The sequence below is a fragment of the Lactococcus sp. EKM203L genome (assembly GCF_011800585.1).
GTDB classification, from domain to species: Bacteria; Bacillota; Bacilli; order Lactobacillales; family Streptococcaceae; genus Lactococcus; species Lactococcus lactis.
Map to the genome: position 1 here is coordinate 100,761 of NZ_JAALEQ010000002.1, position 26,882 is coordinate 127,642.

Here is a 26,882-nt window from a genome sequence, read left to right on the forward strand (position 1 = left end):
AAAAACAAAAGAAAAAATCACTAGGAAACCTATCCTAGTGATTTTTTGTATTTTATTGACCAAAGTTATAATTAGGCAATATCTTTTTCCAACCAGCAGCTATATCACTTGCCGAACCACCAATAGAAAAATCATATGTGGTTGTAGGGGCACCAGACTTTGTAGCCCAGAAGCTTGTCGTAGTGTCTCCACCGAGACTAACCTCTTGTGTCTTACCATTTGATAATTTAACATTAACTTTTCCTGGTTTTTCACCCGTAGAAACTAATACTTTACTCTTAGTCACATTTGGATCACTATTAGGGTCAGTAAATTTTTGACCAGGTCCGAAAATATTTGGATCGGCAGCATTAATTGCATTCACCAAATTAGCTGTAAATTTTGCGTTATTAATAAAACCTGAATTCTGAGACATTGCAGAATTGTCATCGTGACCAGCCCAACTACCAAGTGTCACTGAAGGTGTCGAAAGCATCATCCAAACGTCTGTATAATTATCAGTTGTTCCTGTTTTACCAGCCCATTGAACATTAGTTGCAAGAGAAGAATTAAGGCTTTGTAACTCACCATAAAACTTACTTGTTTTTTGAGATTTAATAGCATCTTGAAGCATATATTCCATAATGGTAGATGTTGCTTCAGAATATACTTGAGTCCCCCCAGTAGTTTGATGTTGATAAATTACATTTCCTGTATCATCTTTGATACTATCAACAATATACCATGGTTCATATTTTCCACCATTGGCTAAAGTTTGATAACCATTCGTATGTTGAACCACCGTTGGATCAATTCCTCCTCCAAGAGGAAGTGACTCTACAGAATAATCTGCAACATCATATCCCATCTTCGTCATGTAAGGTTCAACAGATTTTCCTTTATTCAAAATCGTTTGGTAGGTCCAATAAGCAGGAATATTATAAGAAACATTCAAGGCTTCTGAAAATGGCATCATCTCCGTTCCCTTATTGCCGACGTGTTCGATGTCTTGCCCACTCGAATATTTTGCGGGATAGTTAGATAGAACACTTGCAGAACCCATCAAGCCCATGTCAATTGCCGGTCCATAAGCTAGTATTGGTTTGATTGAAGAACCAGGTGAACGTTTAGTATCAAAGGCATGGTTTACTTGGCTTTGTGAAAAATCCAAACCGCCAATAAAGCCATAAACAGCCCCTGTTTTATTATCCATTAATACATTACCAGTTTGAATAAGACCCGTACCGTCTTGCATCAAATCACTGTGATTGGTTACAGCATTTTGCATTGCATCATATACTTGTTGATTAATAGTTGTAGTTACTGTATAACCACCGTTTTGCAATGACTGTTCAGCTAATTCTCGATAACGTTGTTTAGTACTATCATTTCCTAAATCAGTCGCCGAAACTTTATCTCGCTTAATCAAATAATTATAGATATCAGTAATTGCTTCATTATAAACAACATTATATAAATAACCATGTTCTTGTGATTGAGCTACTCCTGGTTGTAAAAATTCTGTTGAAATATCATAAGCTTTGTATTTCTTGTAATCAGCTTCTGAAATATAGCCCCCACGATAAAGATAAAACAAGACTTCTTTTTGACGTTCAAGACCGTAACTCATGTTTTCTTTTGACTTTAGAGAACCATCAGCCGCATAAGGAGAATACACGATAGGACTTTGTGGCAACCCAGCAATAAAAGCAGCCTCAGGTATTGTTAAATCCTTAGCAGATTTTCCAAATATACCAAGAGAAGCTTCTTGAATCCCTGCAATATTTTGTCCTTTATTATTTCGCCCAAAAGGTGAGACATTTAAATAATCAGTCAAAATTTGGTCTTTACTCAAGTAGCTATTAAGTTTAAGAGCATAGACAATTTCACTAGCTTTACGTTGGAAGGTAACACTATCTCCTAAAACTTGTTGTTTAATTAACTGTTGGGTAAGGGTTGAACCACCAGAACTTGTGCCACCACCTACTGAACCAAGAATTCCACGAACAACTGCCTTAGGAACCACGCCCTTATTCGTTTTAAAGCTATCATCTTCTGTTGCAATTAAAGCATTTTTAACATTAGGAGAAATCTCGTCACTTTTGACGGTAACACGCACCAAATCACTAGAGATATCCGAGATTGCTTGACCATTACTATAATTAATGACAGAAACGCCATGAATATCATTAATTTTTGCAAGCATTTCCGTTTTATTTGGTGTCTTCGTTTGCTCAACCAATCGAGCAAAATAGCCTACACCTGTCGCCGCACCAAAGACACCCACTAAAGCAAAAATTATTCCAAAAATTACAATTAGTCCGCGGACCACCTTAAAAGTGATTGACCAACCCGATTTTTCATCATTATCTTTAGGATTTTTGGACAGAGACTTACTTTGTTTCCGCCGCTTATTTTCCATTTTTTCTTTTAAACGCGCACGTGCTTCTTCTTGCGAGTCAATTGAGGATTTTTTCATGCCTTTATTATATCAAATTTAAAATAATTTTTCGCCACTTTCAGAATTTTTTTTATTAATTTGTTATAATGTAAAACAGTGCTGTTAATTTTTTTACTTTTTATCCAAAGTGGACAGCTCAATCATTATAGAAAGGATTTTTTTATGAACATTTTTGACGAACTTAAAGCACGTGGTTTGGTTTTCCAAACAACGGACGAAGCTGCGCTTTCTAAAGCGCTGACGGAGGACATGGTTTCCTATTATGTAGGATATGACCCTACCGCTGATTCCCTTCATTTAGGTAATCTTGTACTAATTTTGACAATGAAACGTCTACAAATGGCTGGACATAAACCTTATGCGCTTGTTGGTGGTGCAACTGGTTTGATTGGTGATCCTTCTTTCAAAGATTCAGAACGTTCACTTCAAACAAAAGACACTGTAACAAAATGGTCTGGAAAAATCCGTAGTCAGCTTGAGCGTTTCCTGGATTTTGAAAATGGTGAAAATAAGGCAGAAATGACCAATAACTACAACTGGTTTGAAAATCTGACTTTTATTGATTTCCTCAGAGATGTGGGTAAACATTTCACCGTTAACTACATGATTTCTAAAGACTCTGTAAAATCACGGATGGAAAGTGGAATTTCTTATACAGAATTTGCTTACCAAATTATGCAAGGTTATGATTTCTACGAATTGAACCAATTGCACAATGTTACTTTACAACTTGGTGGTTCTGATCAATGGGGAAATATGACTGCTGGAACAGAGCTTTTACGTCGTAAAGCGAACAAGCAAGGTCATGTTATTACTATTCCATTAATTACAGATTCAACTGGTAAAAAATTCGGTAAATCAGAAGGAAATGCAATTTGGCTTGATGCTGATAAAACATCTCCTTATGAAATGTACCAATTTTGGCTTAATGTTGATGATGCAGATGCTGTAAAAATGTTGAAAATTTTCACCTTCCTTTCATTAGAAGAGATTGCTGAAATTGAAGAACAATTTGAAGCAGCTCGTCATGAGCGTTTGGCCCAAAAAGTTTTGGCTCGTGAAGTTGTCAGCTTAGTTCACGGAAAAGCAGCTTATGAACAAGCAGTTAAAACATCAGAAATCTTATTTGGCGGCGGAGATTTGCGTCAATTAGATGCTAAATCAATCTTAACTGGTCTTAAAGCAGCTCCACAACATCAAGTTACTGATGATGAAGATTTAACTTTAGTTGAACTTTTAATCTCTGCTGGAATAGCTCCTTCAAAAAGACAAGCTCGTGAAGATATTACAAATGGTGCGATTTATATCAATGGTGAACGTGTTCAAGCACTTGATTATATTATTACAGATTCAGATAAAATTGAAAATCGTTTAACTGTCATTCGTCGTGGGAAAAAGAAAAACTTCGTTTTGACTTATTAATAAAACAAAAATTCTGTTCTAAATGGGACAGATTTTTTTATTAAAAAATTTGAGCATTGCTCTTTCTTTTAGGCCATAATATGTTATAATAACTGTACTGAATATGTTTTTAGGTGATCAAAATGATAGATAAAAAATTTGAAGATAAGTTAAATAAATTGCGTGAGATGTACATCAATAAACGTCCTGAAGAATCTGAAAAACTTGATGATAGTAAGAAATTTGAAGCTTTCATGGCCCTTTCGGATGAAGAAAAAGAAGAAAAGCTCAACGCTAAACTTGAACTACTTACTGATAAGCTCGTTACCCTTGATGAAAAATTAGGGGATTTGTTGGCTAAAAATGCAAGTGCCGATGATATTTCTGAGCTTAAATATTATATTGATGCAGTTAAAAATAAAAAATTAATTCTTGAACAAAAACTTGAATTAATTAAAAATGGTGAGTTTGATGCTGCTCGTAAAGAACGTGTAAAACGTCAACTCACTGATTTGGAACTCAAACGTTGTAAAGCGCTTTTAGGTAAAAAAGACTGCTCAAAAATCAATGAAAAAATTGCTTTGAAGAAAAAAGCAATTAATCGTTTGAAATAAATTATGTAGATTAGGTACGGTAGAGCTAGCTTTGATAGCTCTACTTTGTACTTTTTAGCGCTCATTAGTCAATTACACAGAAAGGACTCTATGCTCCATATTATTTTTTATGTCATTGTTTTCCTTTTGGTATTAGTTTTTTCAAATGTCCTTAACAAAGTTTTCCCAAAACTTGCCCTCCCTCTTATTCAAGTGGTTTTAGGACTTATTTTGGGCTTTTTTGGTGCTGACGAGGTTTTACATGTCGCACCTGAATTTTTCTTAGGATTTATTATTGCTCCTCTTCTTTTTAGAGAAAGCGAAGAAGCTGATGTCAAACACATTTTAAAACATAGTAAAATTATTTTAGTTTTAATTTTCCCTCTTGTCTTCATTACAACCCTTGGATTGGGTTTGATTTCTAATTGGATTTACATGGGATTACCTTTAGCTGCTTGCTTTGCCTTAGGAGCAAGTCTCGCTCCTACTGATGCTGTAGCTGTTGGAGCTTTATCAAAGAATTTCTCTTTCCCTCGTCGGGTTATGAGTGTTTTGCAAGGTGAAGGTTTGCTCAATGATGCTTCCGGAATTATTTCTTTTCAGATTGCTTTAGTTGCTTTAGTTACTGGTTATTTCTCTTTCCCAGATGCAACAATGAAATTAGTTATTTCAGCACTTGGTGGAGCTGCTATTGGTTTTACTTTAATTTACATCAAAGGACTTGTCTTAAGACTTCTGGAAGATGTTGACGCACGGGATGTTTCTGGTTATCTTCTTTTAGAGCTGGTTGTTCCTCTTGCTGCCTTTCTCATTTCCGAAGAATTACATGTTTCTGGAATCATTGCTGCAGTTGTTGCTGGAGTCATGTCAGCAAACGGTCTTAAGAGAACTACTTTATTTGATGCTCAAGTTGAAAAACTCAAGAGTACAATTTGGGATACTTTAACATTTATTTTAAATTCCTTTGTCTTTCTTTTCTTAGGAATTGAACTTTATCAACTTGTAGTTCCACTTTTAGTTGATCCTGTTTATTCATCAGCACTTTTAATTGTTCTTGCTCTTGCCTTGACTGCTGGATTATTTGCACTCAGATTTATTGTCATTGCTTTTTATTATTGGCTTCGCTCCCTTAAACAAAAACAACCGTTTTCTGCTTATTGGAATGATGTATTTCTCCTCACTTTTGCTGGTTCTAAAGGAACAGTAAGTATCGCAACGATTCTTTTGGTTCCACGAACTGTAGATGTTCAACCCGTTCTCGTCTTTCTAGCCGCTGCGGTAACTGGCTTAAGTTTCTTAGTTGGAATGTTCATTCTTCCTTTCTTTGCGGTTAAAAAAGTTTCTAAAGTTAATAATATCTCTAAAATTGCGATTTTATCTGAGGTAGTTGATGAATTACATCACGATATGAAATCGGCTAAAAACCCTCAGGGTTATGATATCGCTATTGATGCTTATCAGGAACGAATTCAACAATTAATTATTGAACAAGAGTCAACAGATATGGCGATTGATTACAATGATTTGCAACTTTTGATTATCCGAATTGAATCTGAAGGGCTTGAAGTTGCCTTGCGTGAAAATAAAATTTCAATGTATACTTACCGAACTTATCAACGATATATTCGCTCATTAGAAACAAGTATTGTCCATTCACTGGTTTCCAGTATCCAATTTGTTTATGTTATTGCCTTGCGTGCTTTTCATTTACTTACCTCTCGTGTCTTACATGTTGACTTTTATTTCAAGAAAACAAAGGCGGCAATGGAAACAACACGAGATGAAATTACTGAACTTTATTTCAATAATACCGAACTTATCTTGCAAGCTCTTGATAATTTAAATGGTGTCTTTGATGAGCAACTATTGAATTTCTTACAATCAGAACGTTTAAGAACATCTGAAATTGTCGCAACTGGTGGTCATATTTCACGGATGATGAATAAGGCTCAGCCTAACAACATTACCGAAATGATGCGGGCCTATTATTTGGAACGTAAAGTCATTTTTGAACATGAACTTTCTGGAGCAATTACTGCACGAGAAGCCAAAGATATGCGTCTTAATGTTAATATTCTTGAAGATTATTCACTTGCAAGTAATCATCATACATTACTTTTTGACTTCTTAGAACGTCGGAAAAATAAAAATTAAAATAAAAAGTTACTGACAGACCTGTCAGTAACTTTTTATTTTTCAATTCTAATAATCGTTTCTAACTCAATATTTCCTTGAATCGCTCTTGAAATCATGCAAGAACTTTCTGCCCGTTTGGCAAGTTTAATTGCTTTAACTTCATCTGACTCTTTTGTCAATTTCATAGCGACATGATAAGTTATTTTTTCATAAGTAAAGGTTCCTTTTGTCACATCAACTATTCCTTTAGCATCTACTTTCAGATGTTCCAGGAGAATATCATTTCGCTCAAGCATGGCAGCTAATGTAATCGAATAACAGGTACTGGCTGCTCCGAGTAGCATTTCATCAGGATTTGTTCCGACTCCTGGTCCATCCATAGTTTTAGGAATTGAAATTTTTTCATTCAGCGCCCCAGCCTGTAAGTCACCGATGGAATTTCTTCCCCCTACCCAATCAATATGTGAATTAAAAAGATGTTTTACCATTTTTTATCCTTTCAATTTACTGACAGAAAAAATATGACTCTCCTATTTTCTGTCTGTAAATTCAATAAAAAGTCTGTTCAATGACAGACTTTTCTTTAGAATGTTTGAGCTTCTAACTCTACTTTATTAATGAATTCAGCAAGAAGTTCTTCTGTTTTTTCTGGATCATAAGCATGTCCTTCAACAGCAATTTGTCTAAAATCGCTACCGATAAAATTGAAGATTGCTGACATGTAAATTGTTGCTGGATCTTGTGCTCCATAAACTCCACCATTAGCTTGTAAGTGCAAGACTTTTTTGCCATTTGCTAAACCAACAGGACCTTCGGCTGTATATTTGAATGTTTTACCGGCAACATTGACTGTATCAACCCAAGATTTAAGTTCAGCAGGAATCATCAAGTTATACATTGGATTAGCAATGACTACTTTATCAGCTGACAAAAATTGTTCTGTAAAACCAGCAAAACGAGCCAATTTATCTTTTTGTGAAGCTGTAAGTTCAGCATTCTCACCTGCGAACATTGCACTGACCAATTCAGTATTCAAAGTTGGAATATCAGCACTGAAAACATCTAGTTCTTCAATTTCATCTTCTGGATGAGCAGCTTTATAGGCTTTGACGAAAGCATCAAGACCTTTGAGTGAAAGTGAATAATCAGCAGTAAGTGGGTGACCTTTTACAACAAGAAGTTTAGACATATTTTGTTCCTTTATAGAAATTATTTTTGTGTTATAAAAATTATTATAGCAAACTTTTCTAAATTATCAATATATTTAGTACGTGAAAATTTACACATGTAAACATTTTACTGACAGAAATTCTGTCAGTAAAAAAACAATCATTTAGATTGTTTTTATTTTACTTTTTACGTCCCAACAAGCGGAATAAGCCAAGAACCCAAGTTACTAAAACAAGAAATGTTGAAAAATAGAAGGCCACGTGGAAACCGTGTAAAAAGACATCTGGTTGATTGTGCAAATAAGTTGTTACCTTATACCCCAACTGATTAGACATCGCTGTGAATAAAATCAATGTTGCTAAAGACGTCCCTAAAACAAAGGCCATATTACGGGCAAGAGAATTAACTGACCCAGCAATTCCTAAATACTTACGGTCAACAGTTTCCATAATCAAAGCATTGTTCGGACTTTGGAAAATCCCCATAGACATTCCTTGAATCAAAAGAATAACAACAACTAGCCATGGAGCAGAATGCGGATTTATCAGTAAATAGCCGAGCTGTGACAAAACAATCCCTGAAATTCCTACAAAAGTAACAATTTCTTTATCCATTTTATCTGCTGCCGAACCTGCTAAAGGGCTAGCAATCAGCATAGCAACAGGATAAGCCATCATAATCATCCCTGCCAAGCCTGGCCCATAATTTCTAAAATCTTGTAAGTAGAATGGTAACAAAATACTTGAGAACATCGCTACTGTAAAATTAAAGAGAGCCATAATAATACTCATTGAAAATAATTTTGATTTAAAAATTCCTAAATCAAGCAAAGGCTGAGCGACCTTTTTCTCTGTTAAAATAAATATTCCAAAGAGAATAAAGCCAAGCAATGCACCAATAATAATTAATGGATTGGTCCAACCCAAAGCTTGCCCAAAATTAAGAGCTAAGAAAAGTAAAACAATAACAGAAGTCATTAATGTTCCACCTTTAAAATCAATATCCGACCATTTTCCACTGGTTTTTTCTTTTGGCAAAGCATGATTTCCAAAAATCCATGCTAAAATTCCGATAGGGACATTTATCCAAAAGATATAATTCCATGAAGCGACCTGTAAAATCAGTCCTCCAAGGGCAGGTCCAGCGATTGAGCCAACCGATACAAACATCGCTGAAATGGAAAGTGCTCTTGCTCGACTTTCAGGTGGGAAAATTTCTGAAATAATTCCAAAAGCGGTTGCCATAAACATTGACGCCCCAATAGCCTGAATCACCCGTGCAAAAAGAAGAAAACCTAAGCCCCAACCAAAATTTAACCCAGCAAGTGCAGAGCCTAAAATAAAAATTCCCCAACCAATGCGGGCAATTCGTGATTTACCTATTAAATCGCCTAAACGGCCAAAAATCAGTACAATCGCTGAAATTACAATTAAATAGATTGTCACCACCCAAGTGATTTGAGAAGTAGAGACATGAAGCTCCTTTGACATTGTTGGTAGAGCAATATTAACAATTGAACCATCCAATGTTGACATAAATGTAAATATCCCTAAGGCAATTAAAGCCTTTATTCTGTCTGACATAAAATCCTTTCCTATAAATTGAGTATCATCTTCTTTAAATAAAATTCCTAATAAGTCTTGCTATACTGATGAACTCAATTAATTTTTTCTAAGTTTATAAATAACGTTGGTAATTATATCCTTGTTTCCAATCTTTGTCAAGTTTAGACTATCAATCGTAGTTTCCTAATCAAATGAAAATGCTACTCATAATATTATAAGTAGCATTTTTTATTATAAGAAATCAGCAAACTCTTCTTCTTCAGTTTGGTCCCAGTTTTCACCAGTAATTGTTGTGAGCATAATTCCTTTGACCGCACGGTCAACCATCCCCTCAACATCCATTCTCTTTTCATATTGAATACAATTTTCAAGTTTTGGATTTGTTTTTGGAGAAGGTGGTGCAAAGACAGTACAACAATCTTCAAATGGTAGAATTGATAAATTAAAAGTATCGATTTTTTCAGCTATTTCAATAATTTCATTTTTATCCATTGTTACTACTGGTCGAATAACTGGAGTATTAGTTACTTCATTAATGGCAGACATTGAGCCAAGCGTTTGGCTAGCAACTTGTCCCAAAGATTCTCCATTAATAATCACTTTTCCACCACGTTCTTCACGAACCCGATCAACCACGCGCATCATAAAACGGCGTGTAATTGTCATCAAATATGCTTGTGGAGCCTTGGCTTTTATTTCTTCTTGAATCTCGGTAAATGGTACTTCAATAAAGGTAATTGAACCTCCAAAAACGGTTAATTTAGCTGCTAAGTCTTTGGCTTTCTTCAAAGCTCCTGGTGAAGTGTAAGGAGGGCTAGCAAAGTGAACAGCCTCAATCTCAACTCCGCGTTTCAACGCTAAATAACCTGCAACTGGTGAATCAATTCCACCTGAGAGCATTAGATGTCCACGTCCTGCTGTTCCGACTGGCATTCCTCCAGCACCTTTTATATCTTCAAAACTAAGATAAGTCGCATCTTGTCTGATTTCAACGCGCAATGTGATATCAGGCTTTTTCATTTGTACTTTTGCGTAAGAGAAATTATCAAAAACAACATCTCCTAAAGCAATATTTAATTCTGTTGAATCTAATTCAAAGTTATGGTCAGCTCGTCTGGTAGCAATTTTAAAAGTCTGCCCTTCGCTATAAATCTCCTTAAAAAGTGCCACAACTTCTTCTTTGATAATGGGCATTGATTTTTCGACTTTGATTGAAGGTGAAAAATTTTGGATTCCAAAAACTTTTGTTAAACGATTTGAAACTTCAGCATAATCTTCTCCATTAAGTTCAATGTGTGCTCTATCTCTTACTGCTGTAATTTTTAATTCAGGCATATCTGCAAGGACTTCGCGGATATTTTTTGCCAAACGATTGATAAAGTAACCACGATTTTTTCCTTTGGTTGAAAGTTCACCATAACGAACCATGATTTCATCATATAATACAGTCATTTTTATTCTCCTATATTCTTTTGCATACTTTTAATCATTAAATACTTCAAAAAAATGAATGATTTAAGTTAAAAAACCAGTCAAATCTTCTTTATTTAAAGAAAAAAAGCACGCAGCGTTCTAATTATAACACAATGTGTCCCTTTTTTTATAGGCATTTTTAAAATTATTGTCTCATTTATAAAGGATTTCTTAAGGCTCTATTGAGCTTGATATACTCTATTTTTAAAGCAAAATAAAAAGCCACTAGATTATTAACCTAGTGGTAATTTTTATCAATGATTTATTTTTATATACTTTCAGGAGAATATTTTTCAGACATAATCTGAATTAATTTTGATCCTAAAAAAATACAGTATCTGATGAGCACATAAGTAACGATTGCAATTGCTATAAGGATTTCCATATTCGCTAATAATTCTAAATTCAGGAACTGAAAAACGCTGAGTTTACTTGTTAAATTTACCGCAGTTGCAGAAATAACGAGAGGAAATGTAAAGGCAGCATAACTAGGATAAAAGGCACTTCTCAAAAGTTTTGTCAGCAAGCCTAAAGTTATAAAATAGATAGCTTGCGATAAAATAAATAAAAAGATAACGAATATTTTAGATTTTGCTTCTACAACAGTGAGGTATCCTACTAAACCAAGTGAACCTGGTGCCGTGATAATTATAATCAAAGGAAGTAAAGATTTGTGCATTTTTCGTAAAATGAAAACTCTATGCATAACAATAGGAAGAAGAATAAAGTAAAAGAGTAATGTTATCCAAACCACAACTTTACCCACTTCAAGACCGAAATCTGGTGATGTTGCCGATATTACTCCAATGCCTACAAAAGTAATAAACCAGCTTGGATAAACATCATGTATTTTTAATTCTTTTGGTAGCACATGAAGATAAATAAAATACATCATTAAGATAAGATGCAAGATTAAAGCAGTCCACCAAGTAACATTCGCAAGAAGACCAAAGCCGGACAAACGTTTTAAAAATACGCTTAGTACCATTAAAGACATCGTAAAAGTTGGTGAAACAGAGGCTACAATTGGGTCATTCAAAGTCGAAATTGTATGTTTCATTGCCAGTACTATCTTGAGCAAAATTAAAAACATCAGGAATAAACCTAACATATCGTAAGAATTTCCTAAAATAGGGTAACCTTTACTGTAAAGGAGATTCCCTAAGGATATTAAACCCAAAATTAAGCCACATATCGGGAGGGGAATTTGTTTTAAAAATGATATGAATTTTGAATACATCATAGACTTCTCTTTCTATATTTTTTATTAATTCGTCTTAAATAATTGATTCTATTAATAATATATAATAGTTGATTTAATTTGTAAAATAAATTATTATAATCATATAAATTAAAAAAAATAATTTGCTATTTTTGTATTTTAGGGAGAAAATCACATGTTTTCATTATTTGAGACCTTTATCATCGTTTATGAAACTAAAAGTTTTACCTTAGCTGGAAAATATTTATTTATTTCCCAACCCACTGTAACCGTGAGAATTAAGAAACTCGAAGAAGAATTAAAATCAACATTATTTTTAAGAGGAAAACACCAAGAAATCATTCCGACTGAAGCCGCCATATTATTCTATCCCAAAGCTATTGCCTATCTAAAAAAATGGGAGGAAGACCAAGCTGAAGTTCAAAAAAAATCTCTTGCAAAACATCCTTTCAAAATTGGGGTTTCACACAGTGCTGCTCTAAGTATTATGCCAAGAATCTTTAAAGTATTTGAAGGCGAGTTGGAACATTTAGATGTAGAAATTAATATGTATGACTCAGAAAAAGTATTTGAATTAGTTGCAAATCATGATTTACATTTTGGAATCATTGAGCGATTACTCATTAGCGATCAAACCGAAACATTTCCTTTATTTTTAGATGAATTAGTACTTGCTGGAAATACGGATTCAGAAACATTCTTTACCAGAGAATCTGGTTCAGGAATTGGATATTATATCAAAAGATATCTCAAATCCGCTCCTTCTGCTCAAAGAAACATTGTTCGTATGAATAGCAATGAGATGATTATTTCCCATATCAAAGCAGGCTTAGGTTCTTCTTTAATTTCTAAATCATTTTTAACTGATGATATCCCTTATCAAGAACTTGGGAGTAATTATCATAGAGAGTTTCTAGGAGTTTCTTTTGATGAAGAAAAAGACCCTATGATTCAAAAATTAATTAGTAAAATAAAAAAAGAAACCGAAATTCATTAGAATTAATAAAAATAGAAAAACATGAGCAAACTGCTTTTGTTTTTTTATTATTTTTATTAATAATAATGATAAAATAAATTCATTTTACACATTATAAAAATAGAGATAAAATAATTATAGATTTTATAAAAGACATCAGAAAAAGGGGTTGAAGGAGGAGATAGAATTGGCTTTTATCATCATTAGTTTTGTAATTTCTATCATTTTAATTTTATGTACTATGATTAGTTATCTTTGGCTTTTTAACAGATAGGCTTTATAAAAAAAATATACATAAATTGAAAAGGAGCTAAAAATGAAAATTACAAGCAGAAAAGTAGTTGTTATAGGAACAGGTTTTGTTGGAACAAGTATTGCTTATTCAATGATTAATCAAGGACTTGTTAATGAGTTGGTTTTGATAGATGTTAATCAGGATAAAGCTGAGGGTGAAGCCTTAGATTTATTAGATGGCGTTTCTTGGGGGCAAGAAAATGTTATTGTGAGAGCTGGAGATTACAAGGATTGTAAAAATGCTGATATTGTGGTCGTTACGGCTGGTGTGAATCAAAAACCAGGTCAATCACGTTTAGATTTGGTTAATACAAATGCTAAAATTATGCGCTCAATCGTGACTCAGGTTATGGACTCAGGTTTTGATGGTATTTTTGTAATTGCTTCAAATCCTGTGGATATTCTTACCTATGTCGCTTGGGAAACTTCTGGTCTTGATCAATCTCGAATTGTCGGAACTGGTACAACTTTGGATACTACTCGTTTTAGAAAAGAGTTGGCCACAAAGCTAGAAATTGATCCACGGAGCGTTCATGGATATATTATTGGCGAACATGGCGATTCTGAAGTTGCAGTTTGGTCACACACGACGGTAGGTGGAAAACCTATTCTTGAATTTATTGTTAAAAATAAAAAAATAGGGGTTGAAGATTTGTCTAATTTGTCAAATAAGGTAAAAAATGCTGCCTATGAGATTATTGATAAAAAACAGGCTACTTATTACGGCATTGGAATGAGTACAGCTAGAATTGTCAAAGCCATCTTAAATAATGAACAAGCAATTCTACCAGTTTCTGCCTATTTACGTGGTGAATATGGTCAAGAAGGTGTCTTTACCGGTGTTCCATCTATTGTAAATCAAAATGGTGTTAGAGAAATCATTGAACTAAATATTGATGCTTATGAAAAGAAACAATTTGAAAAATCTGTCAGTCAACTTAAAGAGGTAATAGAATCTATTAAGTAATCTATCCAAACCTTACAAATATAAAGGAAAATAAAATGCTTGCTCTACTCTTTTTAGTCATTGCTTCACTTTGGGGATTAATCTGGTTTAACATTAATGAGTCCGATTGATTAATAATTTTTTACTAGGTTCAAAAATTTAACTGATAATAATTAGCACAAAAAAGTCACTAAATATCTGGTTTAATGACTTTATTATTGTTTTAATTCTAATTATTTGATTAAAAGGCTTATTAAAATAAGTGCAAGAACTACTTGAAAGACTAAAGTAGATAAACCATAAATCAGTAATTTTTTTCCTGCTTTTATAAATTCAACCAAATTTAGTCGTAAACCAATAGCAGCTAAGGCAATGGTTTCACACCAACCGGATAGAAATTTTGCGGTAGCTGAAACTTCCGGCACAAAATGAATCAATGTATCTAAAGTACAAAGCACTAAGAAACCAAGAACATACCATGGTAAAAAAGAATTTCTTTTAATTTTTATTTGAGTAGGTCCTTGTTCATTTATTTTTTGTTTTTTACTTCTGAAACCAAAATATAAAACAACAAAAACGAGCATGATAATTCGCATAATTTTAAATAGAGTGGCTAAGGTTGTTGTGTTTGGATTTACCATTGTTGCTGAAGCAACGACTTGACCAACAGATTGTTCTGTTCCACCAATCAGTGCCCCCCTTAATAAATCATTATTACCGAATATCCAAGTTCCTAAAAATGGAAGACTTAGCATTAAAATAGTTCCCATAAGATTGACCATCGCAATCGATGTTCTTTTCTCACTGGTTTCAGCTCCAATAACTGGTTCAACTGCGGCAATTGCTGATGAACCACAAACTGCATTCCCAGAAGCCATTAGGGCAGAAACATTAGCAGAAAATCCTAGTTTTTTACCCATAAACAAAACAAAAATAATTGTTGAAATCATTTGTATTAGTATAAATCCTACTCCGGAGAATCCTAACTTACCAATGGTTTGGAAAGTGACTGTGGCCCCTAAAAACATCACTGAAAATTCCAGAAGTTTTTTTTCTGACCAAGCTGTTCCTGCAAACAAAGTGACTTGTTTGAAGTACAAATTACCTAAAATAATTCCTAATAATATTGCAATGGTTGCTGAACCTAAACTATGGAAGATGAAACGATTGAGTAAATAACTTACTATAGCAATGGCAAAGGAGAGCAGAAAGCCTGGCAAAATACTCATTATGGCCTGTCTATCATTTTTAATATAATTTTTTAATTTTAACATTTTTCTACTTTTTCCTTTTTTAATTGTCTAGCATCAATTAGTTTACACAATCTCCTTTATTTTGTAAAATAAATTATTATCATTTTTAAAATTACTTTTATTAATTAAAGGAAGATTTATGTTCGCTTTACTCGAAACTTTTATTGCTGTGTTTGAAACCAAAAGCTTTACCAGAGCTGCTAATCAATGTTTTATTTCACAGCCAACCGCAACTGTTAGAATTAAAAAATTGGAGGAAGAACTAAAAGTTCACCTTTTTTCAAGAGGGCAACACCAAGAAGTAATTCCCACAGAAAGTGCCCACCTTCTTTATCCTAAGGCTTTAAAAACGCTCAATGATTGGAATGAATTACAATTTTCCCTAAAAAATCAGACACCTAGTCGTAAACCTTTTAAAATTGCTGCTTCCCATAGTTCAGCAACTACTGTTTTACCTTTGATTTTTAAAAATTTAATTCCTGAACTTGAACAACTTAACATTGAATTAATGATGCTTGATTCTCAAGAGGTTTTTGATTTAATTCGTAATCATGAAATTCATTTTGGAATTATTGAAAAACCGATGATGGATGAAACCATCGAAACTTTCCCACTTTTTAAAGATGAACTCGTTCTTGCTGGCAATCCAGAAAGTGACATCTTTTTTATTCGCGAAGCAGGGTCTGGTGTGGCTCATTATACACATAATTATCTTAAAGAAAATAATCTTAATCCAAAGAATTTGGTCAGCGTCAATAACAATGATATGATTGTCAGTCAACTTAAGGCTGGCATTGGCCTGTCATTGATTTCAAAACGATTTATTAATGAAAATATTGCTTTTCAAGGTCTTGGCGAACGTTATCAACGCATTTTTTATGGTCTTTCTTTTTTGTCTGAACAAGACAAATTGCTCAAAACTGTGATTAAAAAAATCAAAAATTTAAGTGAGTTTTAAAAAATTTACTGACAGAAATTCTTTAAGGTCATTCATCATTTTCTAAATTTCTGTCAGTCATTTTATCAGCATTTTTTACTGACAGTAAAAAAATCTTCTCAAGCCTATGCTTAAAGCGTTTACTGACAAAAAAATTTCTGTTAATTTTTTGAAAATATGTTAAAATAGAGAGAATAAAAAATTACAAGGAGTACTATTTTGGCTGAAATCGAAGAACTTAATGACCAAATGAAAGTCCGACGTGAAAAAATGGAAAACCTGCGCGAAGCGGGAATTGACCCATTTGGACATAAATTTACACGTACGCACAACTCACAAGAACTACACGAAGCTTATGACGAAAAGACGAAAGAAGAATTGCATGAACTTGCACTTTCAGGAATTGTCGCTGGTCGTTTGATGACTAAACGTGGTAAAGGTAAAGTCGGTTTCGCCCATCTTCAAGACCGCGAAGGCCAAATTCAACTTTATGTTCGTAAAGATGAAGTCGGCGAAGAAAATTATGAAATTTTCAAAAAAGCTGACCTCGGAGATTTCCTTGGTGTTGAAGGCGAAATCATGAAAACTGACATGGGTGAATTGTCAATTAAAGCAAAAAAATTGACTTTCCTCTCAAAAGCGCTTCGTCCTTTGCCTGAAAAATTCCATGGTTTGACTGACACTGAAACACGTTATCGTAAACGTTATTTGGATTTGATTTCAAATAAAGAAAGCTTCAATCGTTTTGTCACTCGTTCTAAAATTATCAGTGAAATCCGTCGTTATATGGATGGTCGTGGATATCTTGAAGTTGAAACTCCAGTACTTAACAACGAAGCCGGTGGTGCTGCTGCTCGTCCATTCTACACACATCATAACAGTCTTGATATTGATATGGCGCTTCGTATTGCAACTGAATTACACTTGAAACGTTTGATTGTTGGTGGAATGGAAAAAGTTTATGAACTTGGCCGTGTCTTCCGTAACGAAGGAATGGATATGACTCATAATCCAGAATTCACAACAATGGAATCTTATGAAGCTTATGCTGATTTTGAAGATATCATGGATTTGACAGAAGGAATCTTCCAACATGTTGCTAAAACAGTGGTTGGTCAAGATGTTCTTGAATACGATGGTAAAGAAATTAATGTTGGTGGAAAATTCAAACGTGTTCACATGGTTGATGCCATCAAGGAAGTTTCTGGAGTTGATTTCTGGCCTGAGATGACTTTTGAAGAAGCAACAGCTCTTGCTAAAGAACATGATATTCATGTTGAAAAACATTTCACTTCTGTTGGTCATATCATTAACGAATTCTTTGAAAAATATGTTGAAGAAACTTTGATTCAACCTACTTTCGTTTTTGGTCATCCAAAAGAAATTTCACCACTTGCTAAAATGAATGAAAAAGACCCACGTTTTACTGACCGTTTTGAACTTTTCATCAACGGTAAAGAATACGCCAATGCTTTCAGCGAATTGAATGACCCAATTGACCAATTGGAACGTTTTGAAGCTCAAGCTAAAGCTAAAGAACTTGGGGATGATGAAGCAACTGGTGTCGATTACGATTATGTTGAAGCACTCGAACACGGTATGCCACCAACAGGTGGACTCGGTATCGGGATTGATCGCTTAGTGATGCTCTTTACTGGCACAACTTCAATCCGTGACGTTTTGCTTTTCCCAACTATGAAATAAAAAATAAAAACCGCTTTTGGCGGTTTTTTTATTTCTGTCAGTAAATTTTTATTGGCAAAAGTACTGACAGAAATTATCTACACTTAAATTTTAACTTATTCAAATTCAAAACTTTGATCAGCAACATAAATCTGACTTTGGGGAATTCCAACGGCTTTTATTTTCTTATCTTTACTAATAAAAATAGCGCCATAAACTTCCGGATTTTCTGTCAGCCAATTTCCAATTGGACCGTCAGCAAAAAATAATCGGGTCGTTTCAATTTCACCATCAATTGATTTTTGGGATAAAACAGTAACACTGGCCAGCTGATTATGGTGTGGATAACCTGTTTTGGAGTCAATAATATGATGGTAAATCTTATCATTCACTTTCAAGTAACGCTCAGAAATTCCCGAAGTCACAACAGAACCTTCACCAGACAAAAGCTGTAGCACAGGTTTTTTATCATTAGTTAAAGGATTTCTAATGCCTATGCGCCATTTTTTATCTGTCTGATGCGGAGCTTCTCCCACCAATAGAAGATTTCCTCCTAGATTAATGATGCCGGAGGAAATAGCGTAAGCATCCCAAAAATCTTTAATCCGGTCGGCAATATAACCTTTTGCTATCGCTCCTAAGTCAATTTCCATCCCTTTTTCTGGCAAAAATATTGAAAATTCATCATCCCTTAGAATAATCCTATCTGGATTAATTATTTTTAACTTTTCATCTATTTCTGCTTGAGTTGGCAATTTAGCGTCTGAAAAGCCAATATGCCAAAGTTTAACGAGAGGACCAATTGCTGCATTAAAACCAAATGCTTCCTTGCTTTTTTCAAGCGCTATTTTTGTTAAGCCATAAACTACTCCTGATACTTGAACAGGCTCTATTCCTGCTTTATGATTGACAGCCATCAATTCTGATTGGTCACGATTTACCGTAAAAAGCTGCTCATAATACTTGATTAATTGATAAGTTTTATCTAATAGCTCCTCGTCTTGATGACCATAAATTGTTAAGCTAATGACTGTCCCTAAAGCTCGATAAGTTTTGGAAATTTTCAAGGTTGACTTTTTTTCTAAAATTTTCATCAGTCTTCTTCTTCCGATTTTCCTCTTAATTCTCCAATATCATCAAACTCCCAAGTTTCTCCCTCTTCCAAAAATTGTAGATAGGCCGAATTTTCAGGTTCAATCACTTCTTCATACTCAGAAGCTCCTGTATCTGCATCGGAAAGAACTGGCAATCCTTGATTCGTTTCTTTAGTCCACCAAACTTCATCGGTTTCTGTAGAGTTTTTACTTTCCTCACTCTCAATTATTTCTTTATTATTCTCTTTTTTTGGCGAAGGAAATCTCATCGGTTTTAATGTTTTACTGTAAATCATAAAATTATTAAAACAATGCTCCAACCAGCTAATTGTCCGTTCATCGATCAATTCATCTTGTTGATTAAATGCTTCAGCTGCTCGTCCTAAAAGAAATTGATTGGAAGGTAAAACAAAAGCATCCAGACCCGGTGAACTCAAAATTTGTCGAAGGTTTTCTTGGGCAAAAACAGTTCCCATATTTCCAAGAGAAACCCCAACAATCATAACCGGTAGACTGTTCAATGGCTGAGGTTTTATCCATGACAGCCATTCTATCAATGATTTCAAAGCAGCAGTAATCGCATGATCATATTCAGGCGTTGAAAAAATCAAACCATCCGCTTCTCTTATTGCCTCTGCAATTTTCTGAACCCCTTCAGGAATTTCTCTGATATCCTCAGAAAATAGTGGCAGGTCTGTAATTTCTACTATTTCAATTTGTGCTTCTTTTGTAAAATGTTTTTTCATGTACCAAAGGAGTTTTCGATTATAAGAAAAACTAGCATTGGTCCCAACAATGGCGATAAACTTCATCCCATTTCCTCTTTCACTTGGTAATTTTGGGTAAGTAACTCTTAAAAAATGTCCTTACTTCTCTTTATATTATAAATAAAAAACCACAACTCTATACGAATTGTGATTCAGATATTATTTTTCCCGACTCAAATCTACTTCTTCAAGTGGAATAATTTTTGTATTATACTTCCATTTATAACCAAAATAAAGAATAATGAAAATAGGAATTGCAGCGTATAAAGCTAAGCCTTCACCCCAGTGCTCACTAAAGAGCATGGCTGGGTCAAGATTAATGGCAATTGCCGCAGTCATCAAGAGCGCAACAATTGGACCAAATGGGAACCATTTAGCTTTGTAAGGAAGATCTTCCAATTTTTTCCCTTGAGCAATATAGGCTCTTCTAAAACGGATATGACTGATAGAAATTCCAAGCCAAGCAAGAAATCCTGTTAGTGATGATAAATCAACCAAGAAAAGATAAATTTGCGTTCCAAATATTCCAGTTAAGAAAGCAATAAAACAAATAATTGTTGTGGCTAATAGGGCATAAAAAGGAATTCCATTTTTTGCTGTTCGTCCAAAGAATTTTGGTGCGCCTTTTTCTTGTCCCAATGAATAAAGAATACGTGTTGAAGCATACATTACTGAATTTGCTGATGAAATTACCGAAGTAAGAATGACCGCATTCATAACTGAAGCTGCAACTGCAAAGCCAATATTTTTAAAGACAATAGTAAATGGACTCATGACAGCTGTCGAATTTGGATTTAACAAGCGAGGGTCTTTAAAATTGATAATTGCAGCAATCACAATGATTGAAAAGATGTAAAAAAGTAAGATACGCCAGAAAATAGAGTTCATTGCTTTAGGAATTGACTTACCTGGGTCTTCAGATTCACCTGCGGTAATCCCTAAAAGCTCAGTTCCTTGAAAAGAGAATCCGGCAATAAGTAAAACTCCAACAAATCCTGAAATTCCACCAACAAAGCCATGATTGCCAGCACTTAAATTGGCAACGACATCAACATTTCCTTGTCCCAAAACTCCAAAAATGGTAAGTAAACCAATAGCTAAAAAGAGGACAATCGTAATCACTTTAATCGTTGATAACCAATATTCTGTTTCCCCGAATGCTCCAACCGCCATAACATTAATAATAAAAATTAAGACCGTCGCAATTCCTGAAAATATCCAAGACGGAAGGTGCGGGAACCAAAACTGCGTAATCAATCCTGCTGTCGTTAAATCCACGGCAATGGTAATCGCTCCATTGAGCCAATAGTTCCACCCTAATGCAAAGCCAAAAGCAGGATCAACATAACGACCGCCATAATCGGAGAATGAACCTGAGGTAGGCAAATATGTCGCCATCTCACCTAAGGAAGTCATTACGAAGTAAACCATAATACCAATAAAACAATAAGCAAGAACTGCGCCCCAGGGACCTGCTTGACTAATTGTTGCTCCTGAGGTTAAAAATAAACCTGTTCCAATTGTACCACCCAATGCAATCATGGTGATGTGGCGCTGTTTAAGGTTGCGCTTGACCTGATTTTGATTTTCCATAATCTTTGCTTTCTAATCTCTTGTTTTTTTCTACAAACCAGAGCACGAACAAATAAAAAGACCAGTTGTCTTTACAACCGGTCTCTTGAGAATCACCGGCATAGATACTTGAGCGTACTCTAAAGCTGTATCTATACCTACTGTATGACACAACTCTTATCTATGCAAATGATGATGGCGTAATGAGAAGTTATTCATTTCGTGATTCTCCTTTCGTGATTTTTCTATATTCTATACCTTTTTTTTGGAAATTGCAAGAATTAATTTGATAAAAATTTATAATTACTCATTTTTATGTTAAAATATTCCTATGAATACGAATAAAAAAAATAATACAATTCTTTTTACAATCTTTGGGATTGTCTTAGTTATTGTCGTTGGACTCCTTGTTTTCTTTGCAAATCGTCCAAAAACAACTGATAATACAGCAAGTAGTACAAGCACTTCTTCAAGCCAAAAAGTTGATTATCCAACAAATTATAAATTACATGATGCAGTAAAAAATTCTACAACTGCCCTTAATGATTTGACTTTGCCACAACTTTCTACAACTGTTGCTGAGGATGAAGCTGAGGTCGAAATTAAAACGACTGCTGGAAATATCAATATTAAACTTTTCCCTAAATTGGCCCCTAATGCGGTTCAAAATTTCCTTGTTCTTGCCAAAAATGGTTACTACAAAAACAATGAATTCTTCCGTGTCATCAAAGATTTCATGATTCAATCTGGTGACCCTTCTAATCAAGGAACTGGTACTGCTTCAATTTTTGGTGGGAAAACATTTGATACTGAAATTTCTAATCAACTGTACAATATCCGCGGCGCACTTGCTTTAGCAAATACCGGCCAAGCAAGCTCTAGCAGTTCACAATTTTTCATTGTGCAAAATTCCCAAGATATGACCAGTCAAATTCAAGACAAGACTAAATATCCTCAAAAAATAATTGATGCTTATAAAAAAGGGGGATACCCTAGTTTAGACGGAAGTTACACTGTCTTTGGTCAAGTTATCTCAGGAATGGATGTCGTTGATAAAATCGCTAAAGCCGAGGTTACATCAAGTGGTTCTGGCGAAGCTTCATCTCCTGTTGACCCTGTAAAAATTAAATCTGTTAAAATTCTTAAAAACTGGAAATTTTAATAAATAAAAAGTTACTGACAGAAAATCTGTCAGTAACTTTTTTATTTCAATAAGTTTTTCATATCTTCTGGCATGTCTAATTCAACATGAACCATTTCGTCAGTAAAAGGATTTAAGAACTGTAAATGATGACAGTGAAGGGCTTGACGTGAAATCAAATCATGATTTCCACCGTATAAATCATCACCAATTAAAGGATAACCCAAATGAGAAAAATGAACACGAATTTGGTGAGTTCTGCCTGTATGCAAAATAATATCAAGAAGGGCTAAATCATTTTTTCGCTCAGCAACAACGTAAGAAGTCAGGGCATCTTTTGCTTTTTCATCAAAGCGAACTTGCCTTTGAATAATCGAATCATCACGACGTCCAATTGGTAAATCAATTCGACCAGAATCTGGCAAATCTTGGCCATTTACAATAGCAAAATAGCGTTTTTCCATCGTGTCGCGAAATTTATGTTGATTCATTAAAGCATGTGCATAACGATGTTTAGCTAAAAACATGATTCCACTGGTATCACGGTCTAGTCTAGTGATAATATGCACCGTTTGATTAGCATAATTTTTTTGACTAATATATCCTTTGACAGCATTTGACATGGCACCAGTCGGATGCAAGGACCCTGTAATTGATGGCTTGCCTGCTGGCTTTTCAACCACTAAATAGTGGTCATCTTCAAATAGGACATTGAGTGGAAAATCATCAGGAATTAACTTTTCATTATCTGGCTCATCTGGGACTGTGACCGTCACCAAATCATCCTTTTCCAGACGATAAATGGCATTTTTTTCCTGACCATTAACTGTTATTTTTCCACCATCAAATTTTACTTTTGTCAGCAATCTCCTAGAAATACCGTGACGGCTTAGCATTGATTTAACCATGCTTCCTTCAATCTCGTTTCTAAAAGCAAACTGCATTACTCAACCTCCCCAATAAAGGACTTACTGACCCGTTCCCAAAATGGTGTGTGAGCACAATTTGCAAAAGAAATCGTTGTTCCATCCAAAGAAAACTCAATTGATTTGATATTTTTGTATTCAAAAGTCAACTGATCAAAAGTCAAACTATAATCATCCTCTGGCGCAGGACAAACGGTAATTGTATCTTTCTCAGCTACAATCATTGGTGAACCTAATGTTCGATAAACGACATTGTTCAAACTTGCAATTTCAGCAACTTGCATTGCTTTTACCCGCGGATGAACAACGGCTCCTCCAATTGATTTATTATAAGCCGTTGAACCTGTTGGAGTTGAAATTGACAAGCCGTCCCCACGAAAACGTTCAAAAAGATAATCAGAAATTCTAACATCCCCAACCATCGTTTTACTTGCACGTCGAATCGTTGCTTCATTGAGAACATGTCGTACAATTTGATATCCGTCAGTAAAACTAACTTGAACACGAATGAGTGGATAGTGAATCGCTTGAGCTGGATTTTCATCATAAAGAGCCTCTACGACTTCAAACAAATCTTCGTCAGTAAAATCAGTATAAAAGCCCAAATGCCCCGTATGAACACCCAAAAATCGCACACGATCTAGCTGATATTCGTACATGTGCATTGCTCTTAGAAGCGTCCCATCTCCTCCAACTGAAATCACAATTTCAGGATTAATATCATCAAAAACGAAATGTTCAGCTTTCAAAATCTTGCTCAATTTATTGAGCGTTTTTTTGGATTTTTCACTCGAATTTCCAATAAGCCAGACTTTTTTACCAAAGTTCATTTTCTTCACCATTTTCTTTTTTAAAGTCTTGTTTTTGCTGAGGACTATCAAAAAGTAACTGTGCTTCTTGAATATCCTCACGGATTTCACCCATTTCCAAATCAAGTTGAGCAGCTTCACGCGCTGCATTAGTCAATCTTGCCTTGACATCCTCAGGAATCAAGCCCCCGTACTTGTAATTAAGGGAGTGTTCAATCGTTGCCCAAAAATTCATGGCTAAAGTTCTAATTTGAATTTCAGCATTGACAATTTGGAAACCATCAATTGTATCAATTGGATATTCAACAATTACATGATAAGAACGGTAACCAGAAGCTTTTTGGTTATTAATATAATCACGTTCTTCAATAATTTTAAAATCTTTGCGTTTACGTAAAAGCTCCAATACATCCCAAACATCATCAACAAACTGGACCATCACTCGAACACCAGCAATATCTTCCATTTCAGCTAAGTTTTCTCGTGTGTAACCACGAAGTTTGGCCTTATTTCTGATTGATTCTCGACGTTTCACGCGCCCCGTAACAAATTCAATCGGAGAATAAAGTCCTTTCTTCAAATATTGCTTACGAACGCCCCGAAATTTTATTTTTAACTCACCAACTGTTTGGATATAAGGGTCCAAGAATTCTTCCCAATTAAACATTTTTTCACTTTGCAAAAGCAATTGCTCTCACATACTCCTTTTTTGAGTATTTAAATCTTAAACGATTTCTGACTTCTATATTTATTAGAATCACATCTAATATTTTAACATAAGTTTGCTTTATTCACATTATTGCTACTTAAATGCTTTAAATTTCAATAAAAAAAGAGCAATCATTTTGCCCTTTTTAGTTCTTAATTATATTTTTTACTTTTATCTTTTTTGAAAAATATCTCTGTAGTTCAATAACAATAATGATTGAAACGATAATCAATAAAGTCCATGAAGAGATTTTACCTAAATCAACAAATTGCCAAGCTTTTAACTGATAAGAATAAGTCCAAGCACTAAAATAAGAACCAATATTCTCTGCAAAATAAATAAAGAGACCGATTAAAAAGAAACTCAAAATTGCCGGCATTTGATAACGTTTTGTCCGCAATACAAAAGAAAATTTAGTTTTCCAGAAAATCATTAAAATAAAGAGATAAAAGATATTTCTGAAATCAAAGCCAAATGTTCCACTAAAAAAGTTGAGATAAATAAGAACAGAAATACCAATGGACATCAACCAATGCGGCCAATTGATTGCTTCTAAATCAAACTCTTTTATTGCCCGAACAATATATGAGCCAATTGCCGAGTACATAAAAGCACTGTATAAGGGAACATCCATAATTTTAAATAAGCCGGCATCTGGATAGGACCAACTCCCATGCTTTACTTTAAATATTTCTAAAATCATTCCCAAAACATGGAAGACCATGATTGGAATTAAATCATAAGCTCGCTCATATTTGCTGACCAAAAGTATCATTTGAATGACGATGACACAAATCAATAAAGTGTCATAACGTGCAAGATGTGGAATTTTGATGAAGGTAGTCACAATTAATGACAGAATAATGGTAATTCCAAAAATTGCTGACCGAAATTGTTTCAAACCAAAATCCCAAAAATCTTTTAAATGATATTTCTCTTCTACTTTTTCCATAGCCTTAATTCTATCATATTTTCAGTCCTTGTCTAGTCTCCTTCATTTTTAAAACTTCCCTTTGTTTCTCTGCTTTGAGCCAGCTTTTCTCTTTCTTCAACTTAGGGCGCAACTTTACTTATAGTCAGCCTTTTGATATACTTTTAATTAATATATCGTTTAACCCAACTGAAAGGAAAGATATTTTCTTTAGAAAATTATCTTAAAAATTAATTAATGAGTACGAATTTGGAGATTGAGTATAAGTCGCTATTGTCGCTGGCTGAGTATGACCAGCTCAAAAAACTCTTTACTCACGTAACCCCTGTTAGGCAAACTAACCACTACTTAGATTCAAAAGATTTTAAATTACGCAAGAAAAAATTGGCTTTGCGTATTAGAACTTTTGATAAGTCCGCAGAAATGACTTTAAAAGTTCCGCAAGAAGTTGGAAATATTGAATATAATATTGATCTCAGTCTTGAAGAAGCTCAACAACTCCTTGGCGAGCGAAATATTGTCTGTGGAGAGACTGATTTAAGTGAAATCTGTGAGTTACTGACTGCAAGAGATATTAATCTTGAGGAAATCACTTTAATTGGAAGTTTGACGACGATTCGTTATGAGCAACATCTTCCAATTGGGCTTGCTGCATTAGACAAGAATGATTATCTAGGGCATACTGATTATGAGCTTGAGCTTGAAGTAGATGACAGCAAACAAGGGAAAAAAGACTTTTTTGACTTTTTAGATAAAAATCGAGTTGAATATCGTTTTTCAAAATCCAAAGTTGTTCGTTTTTTAGACTGTTTAAGACATTTACGAAAATAATTTTTAAAATTTT

Annotated in this window: 23 protein-coding genes; 9 read left to right on the forward strand and 14 right to left on the reverse strand. The window is 34.4% G+C overall.

Annotated features, from left to right (window positions below; genetic code table 11):
• Positions 1–52: 52 nt before the first annotated feature.
• A complete protein-coding gene (locus HFD15_RS03740) occupies positions 53–2,458 on the reverse strand; it encodes a transglycosylase domain-containing protein (RefSeq protein WP_023188998.1) in 2,406 nt (801 codons plus the stop codon).
• Between the two features lie 144 nt (positions 2,459–2,602).
• Between HFD15_RS03740 and tyrS the strand changes: the two genes are divergently transcribed.
• The 3 genes from tyrS to HFD15_RS03755 all read left to right on the forward strand — a co-directional run bounded on the left by tyrS (position 2,603) and on the right by HFD15_RS03755 (position 6,588).
• Positions 2,603–3,862 carry a tyrosine--tRNA ligase gene (tyrS, locus tag HFD15_RS03745; RefSeq protein ID WP_058208485.1) on the forward strand — a complete coding sequence of 420 codons (1,260 nt, stop codon included), beginning with the start codon at positions 2,603–2,605 and terminating at the stop codon, positions 3,860–3,862.
• A gap of 122 nt (positions 3,863–3,984) precedes the next feature.
• Positions 3,985–4,455, forward strand: coding sequence for a hypothetical protein (locus tag HFD15_RS03750; protein ID WP_010905310.1), 471 nt, complete (start codon positions 3,985–3,987; stop codon positions 4,453–4,455).
• 90 nt (positions 4,456–4,545) lie between these two features.
• Positions 4,546–6,588: a sodium:proton antiporter gene (locus HFD15_RS03755; RefSeq protein WP_021721997.1), complete on the forward strand. Its 2,043-nt coding sequence runs from the start codon at positions 4,546–4,548 to the stop codon at positions 6,586–6,588.
• A gap of 35 nt (positions 6,589–6,623) precedes the next feature.
• Here HFD15_RS03755 and HFD15_RS03760 read toward each other — a convergent pair whose 3' ends face one another.
• The 5 genes from HFD15_RS03760 to HFD15_RS03780 form a co-directional block, all read right to left on the reverse strand.
• On the reverse strand, positions 6,624–7,058 hold the full coding sequence (locus HFD15_RS03760) for an OsmC family protein (RefSeq protein ID WP_003131602.1): 435 nt from the start codon (positions 7,056–7,058) through the stop codon (positions 6,624–6,626).
• Positions 7,059–7,153: 95 nt separating this feature from the next.
• Entirely contained in the window at positions 7,154–7,759 is a 606-nt protein-coding gene (locus tag HFD15_RS03765) for an FMN-dependent NADH-azoreductase (RefSeq protein WP_015425833.1), read from the reverse strand.
• A gap of 160 nt (positions 7,760–7,919) precedes the next feature.
• Complete coding sequence (locus HFD15_RS03770) at positions 7,920–9,323, reverse strand: MFS transporter (protein ID WP_058208484.1); 1,404 nt, start codon at positions 9,321–9,323, stop codon at positions 7,920–7,922.
• Positions 9,324–9,536: 213 nt separating this feature from the next.
• Positions 9,537–10,757 carry a tRNA uracil 4-sulfurtransferase ThiI gene (thiI, locus tag HFD15_RS03775; protein ID WP_058208483.1) on the reverse strand — a complete coding sequence of 407 codons (1,221 nt, stop codon included), beginning with the start codon at positions 10,755–10,757 and terminating at the stop codon, positions 9,537–9,539.
• 289 nt (positions 10,758–11,046) lie between these two features.
• Positions 11,047–12,021, reverse strand: coding sequence for a TDT family transporter (locus HFD15_RS03780; RefSeq protein WP_167593313.1), 975 nt, complete (start codon positions 12,019–12,021; stop codon positions 11,047–11,049).
• 154 nt (positions 12,022–12,175) lie between these two features.
• Here HFD15_RS03780 and HFD15_RS03785 point away from each other — a divergent pair, with 154 nt between their 5' ends.
• Positions 12,176–12,997, forward strand: a complete 822-nt coding sequence (locus HFD15_RS03785) for a LysR family transcriptional regulator (protein WP_167593312.1) — start codon at positions 12,176–12,178, stop codon at positions 12,995–12,997.
• A 295-nt stretch (positions 12,998–13,292) separates the two neighbouring features.
• Complete coding sequence (locus HFD15_RS03790; RefSeq protein WP_003131609.1) at positions 13,293–14,237, forward strand: L-lactate dehydrogenase; 945 nt, start codon at positions 13,293–13,295, stop codon at positions 14,235–14,237.
• Positions 14,238–14,449: 212 nt separating this feature from the next.
• Here HFD15_RS03790 and HFD15_RS03795 read toward each other — a convergent pair whose 3' ends face one another.
• Positions 14,450–15,445, reverse strand: coding sequence for a YeiH family protein (locus HFD15_RS03795; RefSeq protein ID WP_080703400.1), 996 nt, complete (start codon positions 15,443–15,445; stop codon positions 14,450–14,452).
• A 163-nt stretch (positions 15,446–15,608) separates the two neighbouring features.
• Between HFD15_RS03795 and HFD15_RS03800 the strand changes: the two genes are divergently transcribed.
• Both HFD15_RS03800 and lysS read left to right on the forward strand, forming a co-directional pair.
• Positions 15,609–16,427, forward strand: a complete 819-nt coding sequence (locus HFD15_RS03800; RefSeq protein WP_021722006.1) for a LysR family transcriptional regulator — start codon at positions 15,609–15,611, stop codon at positions 16,425–16,427.
• A 198-nt stretch (positions 16,428–16,625) separates the two neighbouring features.
• A complete protein-coding gene (gene lysS, locus HFD15_RS03805) occupies positions 16,626–18,110 on the forward strand; it encodes a lysine--tRNA ligase (RefSeq protein ID WP_017864120.1) in 1,485 nt (494 codons plus the stop codon).
• A 95-nt stretch (positions 18,111–18,205) separates the two neighbouring features.
• On the opposite strand, the gene HFD15_RS03810 is transcribed toward lysS, so the two are convergent.
• From HFD15_RS03810 to HFD15_RS03820, 3 genes are all read right to left on the reverse strand, one after another.
• The gene (locus HFD15_RS03810; RefSeq protein ID WP_058208284.1) at positions 18,206–19,183 is read right to left on the reverse strand and encodes an FAD:protein FMN transferase; all 978 of its coding nucleotides are present in this window, start codon (positions 19,181–19,183) and stop codon (positions 18,206–18,208) included.
• On the reverse strand, positions 19,183–19,995 hold the full coding sequence (locus tag HFD15_RS03815; RefSeq protein WP_021723379.1) for an NADPH-dependent FMN reductase: 813 nt from the start codon (positions 19,993–19,995) through the stop codon (positions 19,183–19,185). Before HFD15_RS03815 ends, HFD15_RS03810 begins: the two co-directional genes overlap by 1 nt.
• 114 nt (positions 19,996–20,109) lie before the next feature.
• On the reverse strand, positions 20,110–21,543 hold the full coding sequence (locus HFD15_RS03820; protein WP_010905304.1) for an amino acid permease: 1,434 nt from the start codon (positions 21,541–21,543) through the stop codon (positions 20,110–20,112).
• Positions 21,544–21,853: 310 nt separating this feature from the next.
• Here HFD15_RS03820 and HFD15_RS03825 point away from each other — a divergent pair, with 310 nt between their 5' ends.
• On the forward strand, positions 21,854–22,684 hold the full coding sequence (locus tag HFD15_RS03825) for a peptidylprolyl isomerase (RefSeq protein ID WP_003131617.1): 831 nt from the start codon (positions 21,854–21,856) through the stop codon (positions 22,682–22,684).
• 41 nt (positions 22,685–22,725) lie between these two features.
• Here HFD15_RS03825 and HFD15_RS03830 read toward each other — a convergent pair whose 3' ends face one another.
• From HFD15_RS03830 to HFD15_RS03845, 4 genes are all read right to left on the reverse strand, one after another.
• Positions 22,726–23,607 carry an RluA family pseudouridine synthase gene (locus tag HFD15_RS03830; RefSeq protein WP_017864117.1) on the reverse strand — a complete coding sequence of 294 codons (882 nt, stop codon included), beginning with the start codon at positions 23,605–23,607 and terminating at the stop codon, positions 22,726–22,728.
• On the reverse strand, positions 23,607–24,419 hold the full coding sequence (locus HFD15_RS03835) for an NAD kinase (RefSeq protein ID WP_003131619.1): 813 nt from the start codon (positions 24,417–24,419) through the stop codon (positions 23,607–23,609). The genes HFD15_RS03830 and HFD15_RS03835 overlap by 1 nt, the downstream gene beginning before the upstream one ends.
• Positions 24,406–25,065 carry a GTP pyrophosphokinase family protein gene (locus tag HFD15_RS03840; protein WP_025016557.1) on the reverse strand — a complete coding sequence of 220 codons (660 nt, stop codon included), beginning with the start codon at positions 25,063–25,065 and terminating at the stop codon, positions 24,406–24,408. The genes HFD15_RS03835 and HFD15_RS03840 overlap by 14 nt, the downstream gene beginning before the upstream one ends.
• A 187-nt stretch (positions 25,066–25,252) precedes the next feature.
• Positions 25,253–26,059, reverse strand: a complete 807-nt coding sequence (locus HFD15_RS03845; RefSeq protein WP_021723375.1) for a DUF817 domain-containing protein — start codon at positions 26,057–26,059, stop codon at positions 25,253–25,255.
• Between the two features lie 216 nt (positions 26,060–26,275).
• Between HFD15_RS03845 and HFD15_RS03850 the strand changes: the two genes are divergently transcribed.
• Positions 26,276–26,869, forward strand: coding sequence for a CYTH domain-containing protein (locus HFD15_RS03850; RefSeq protein WP_010905301.1), 594 nt, complete (start codon positions 26,276–26,278; stop codon positions 26,867–26,869).
• Positions 26,870–26,882: the final 13 nt, after the last annotated feature.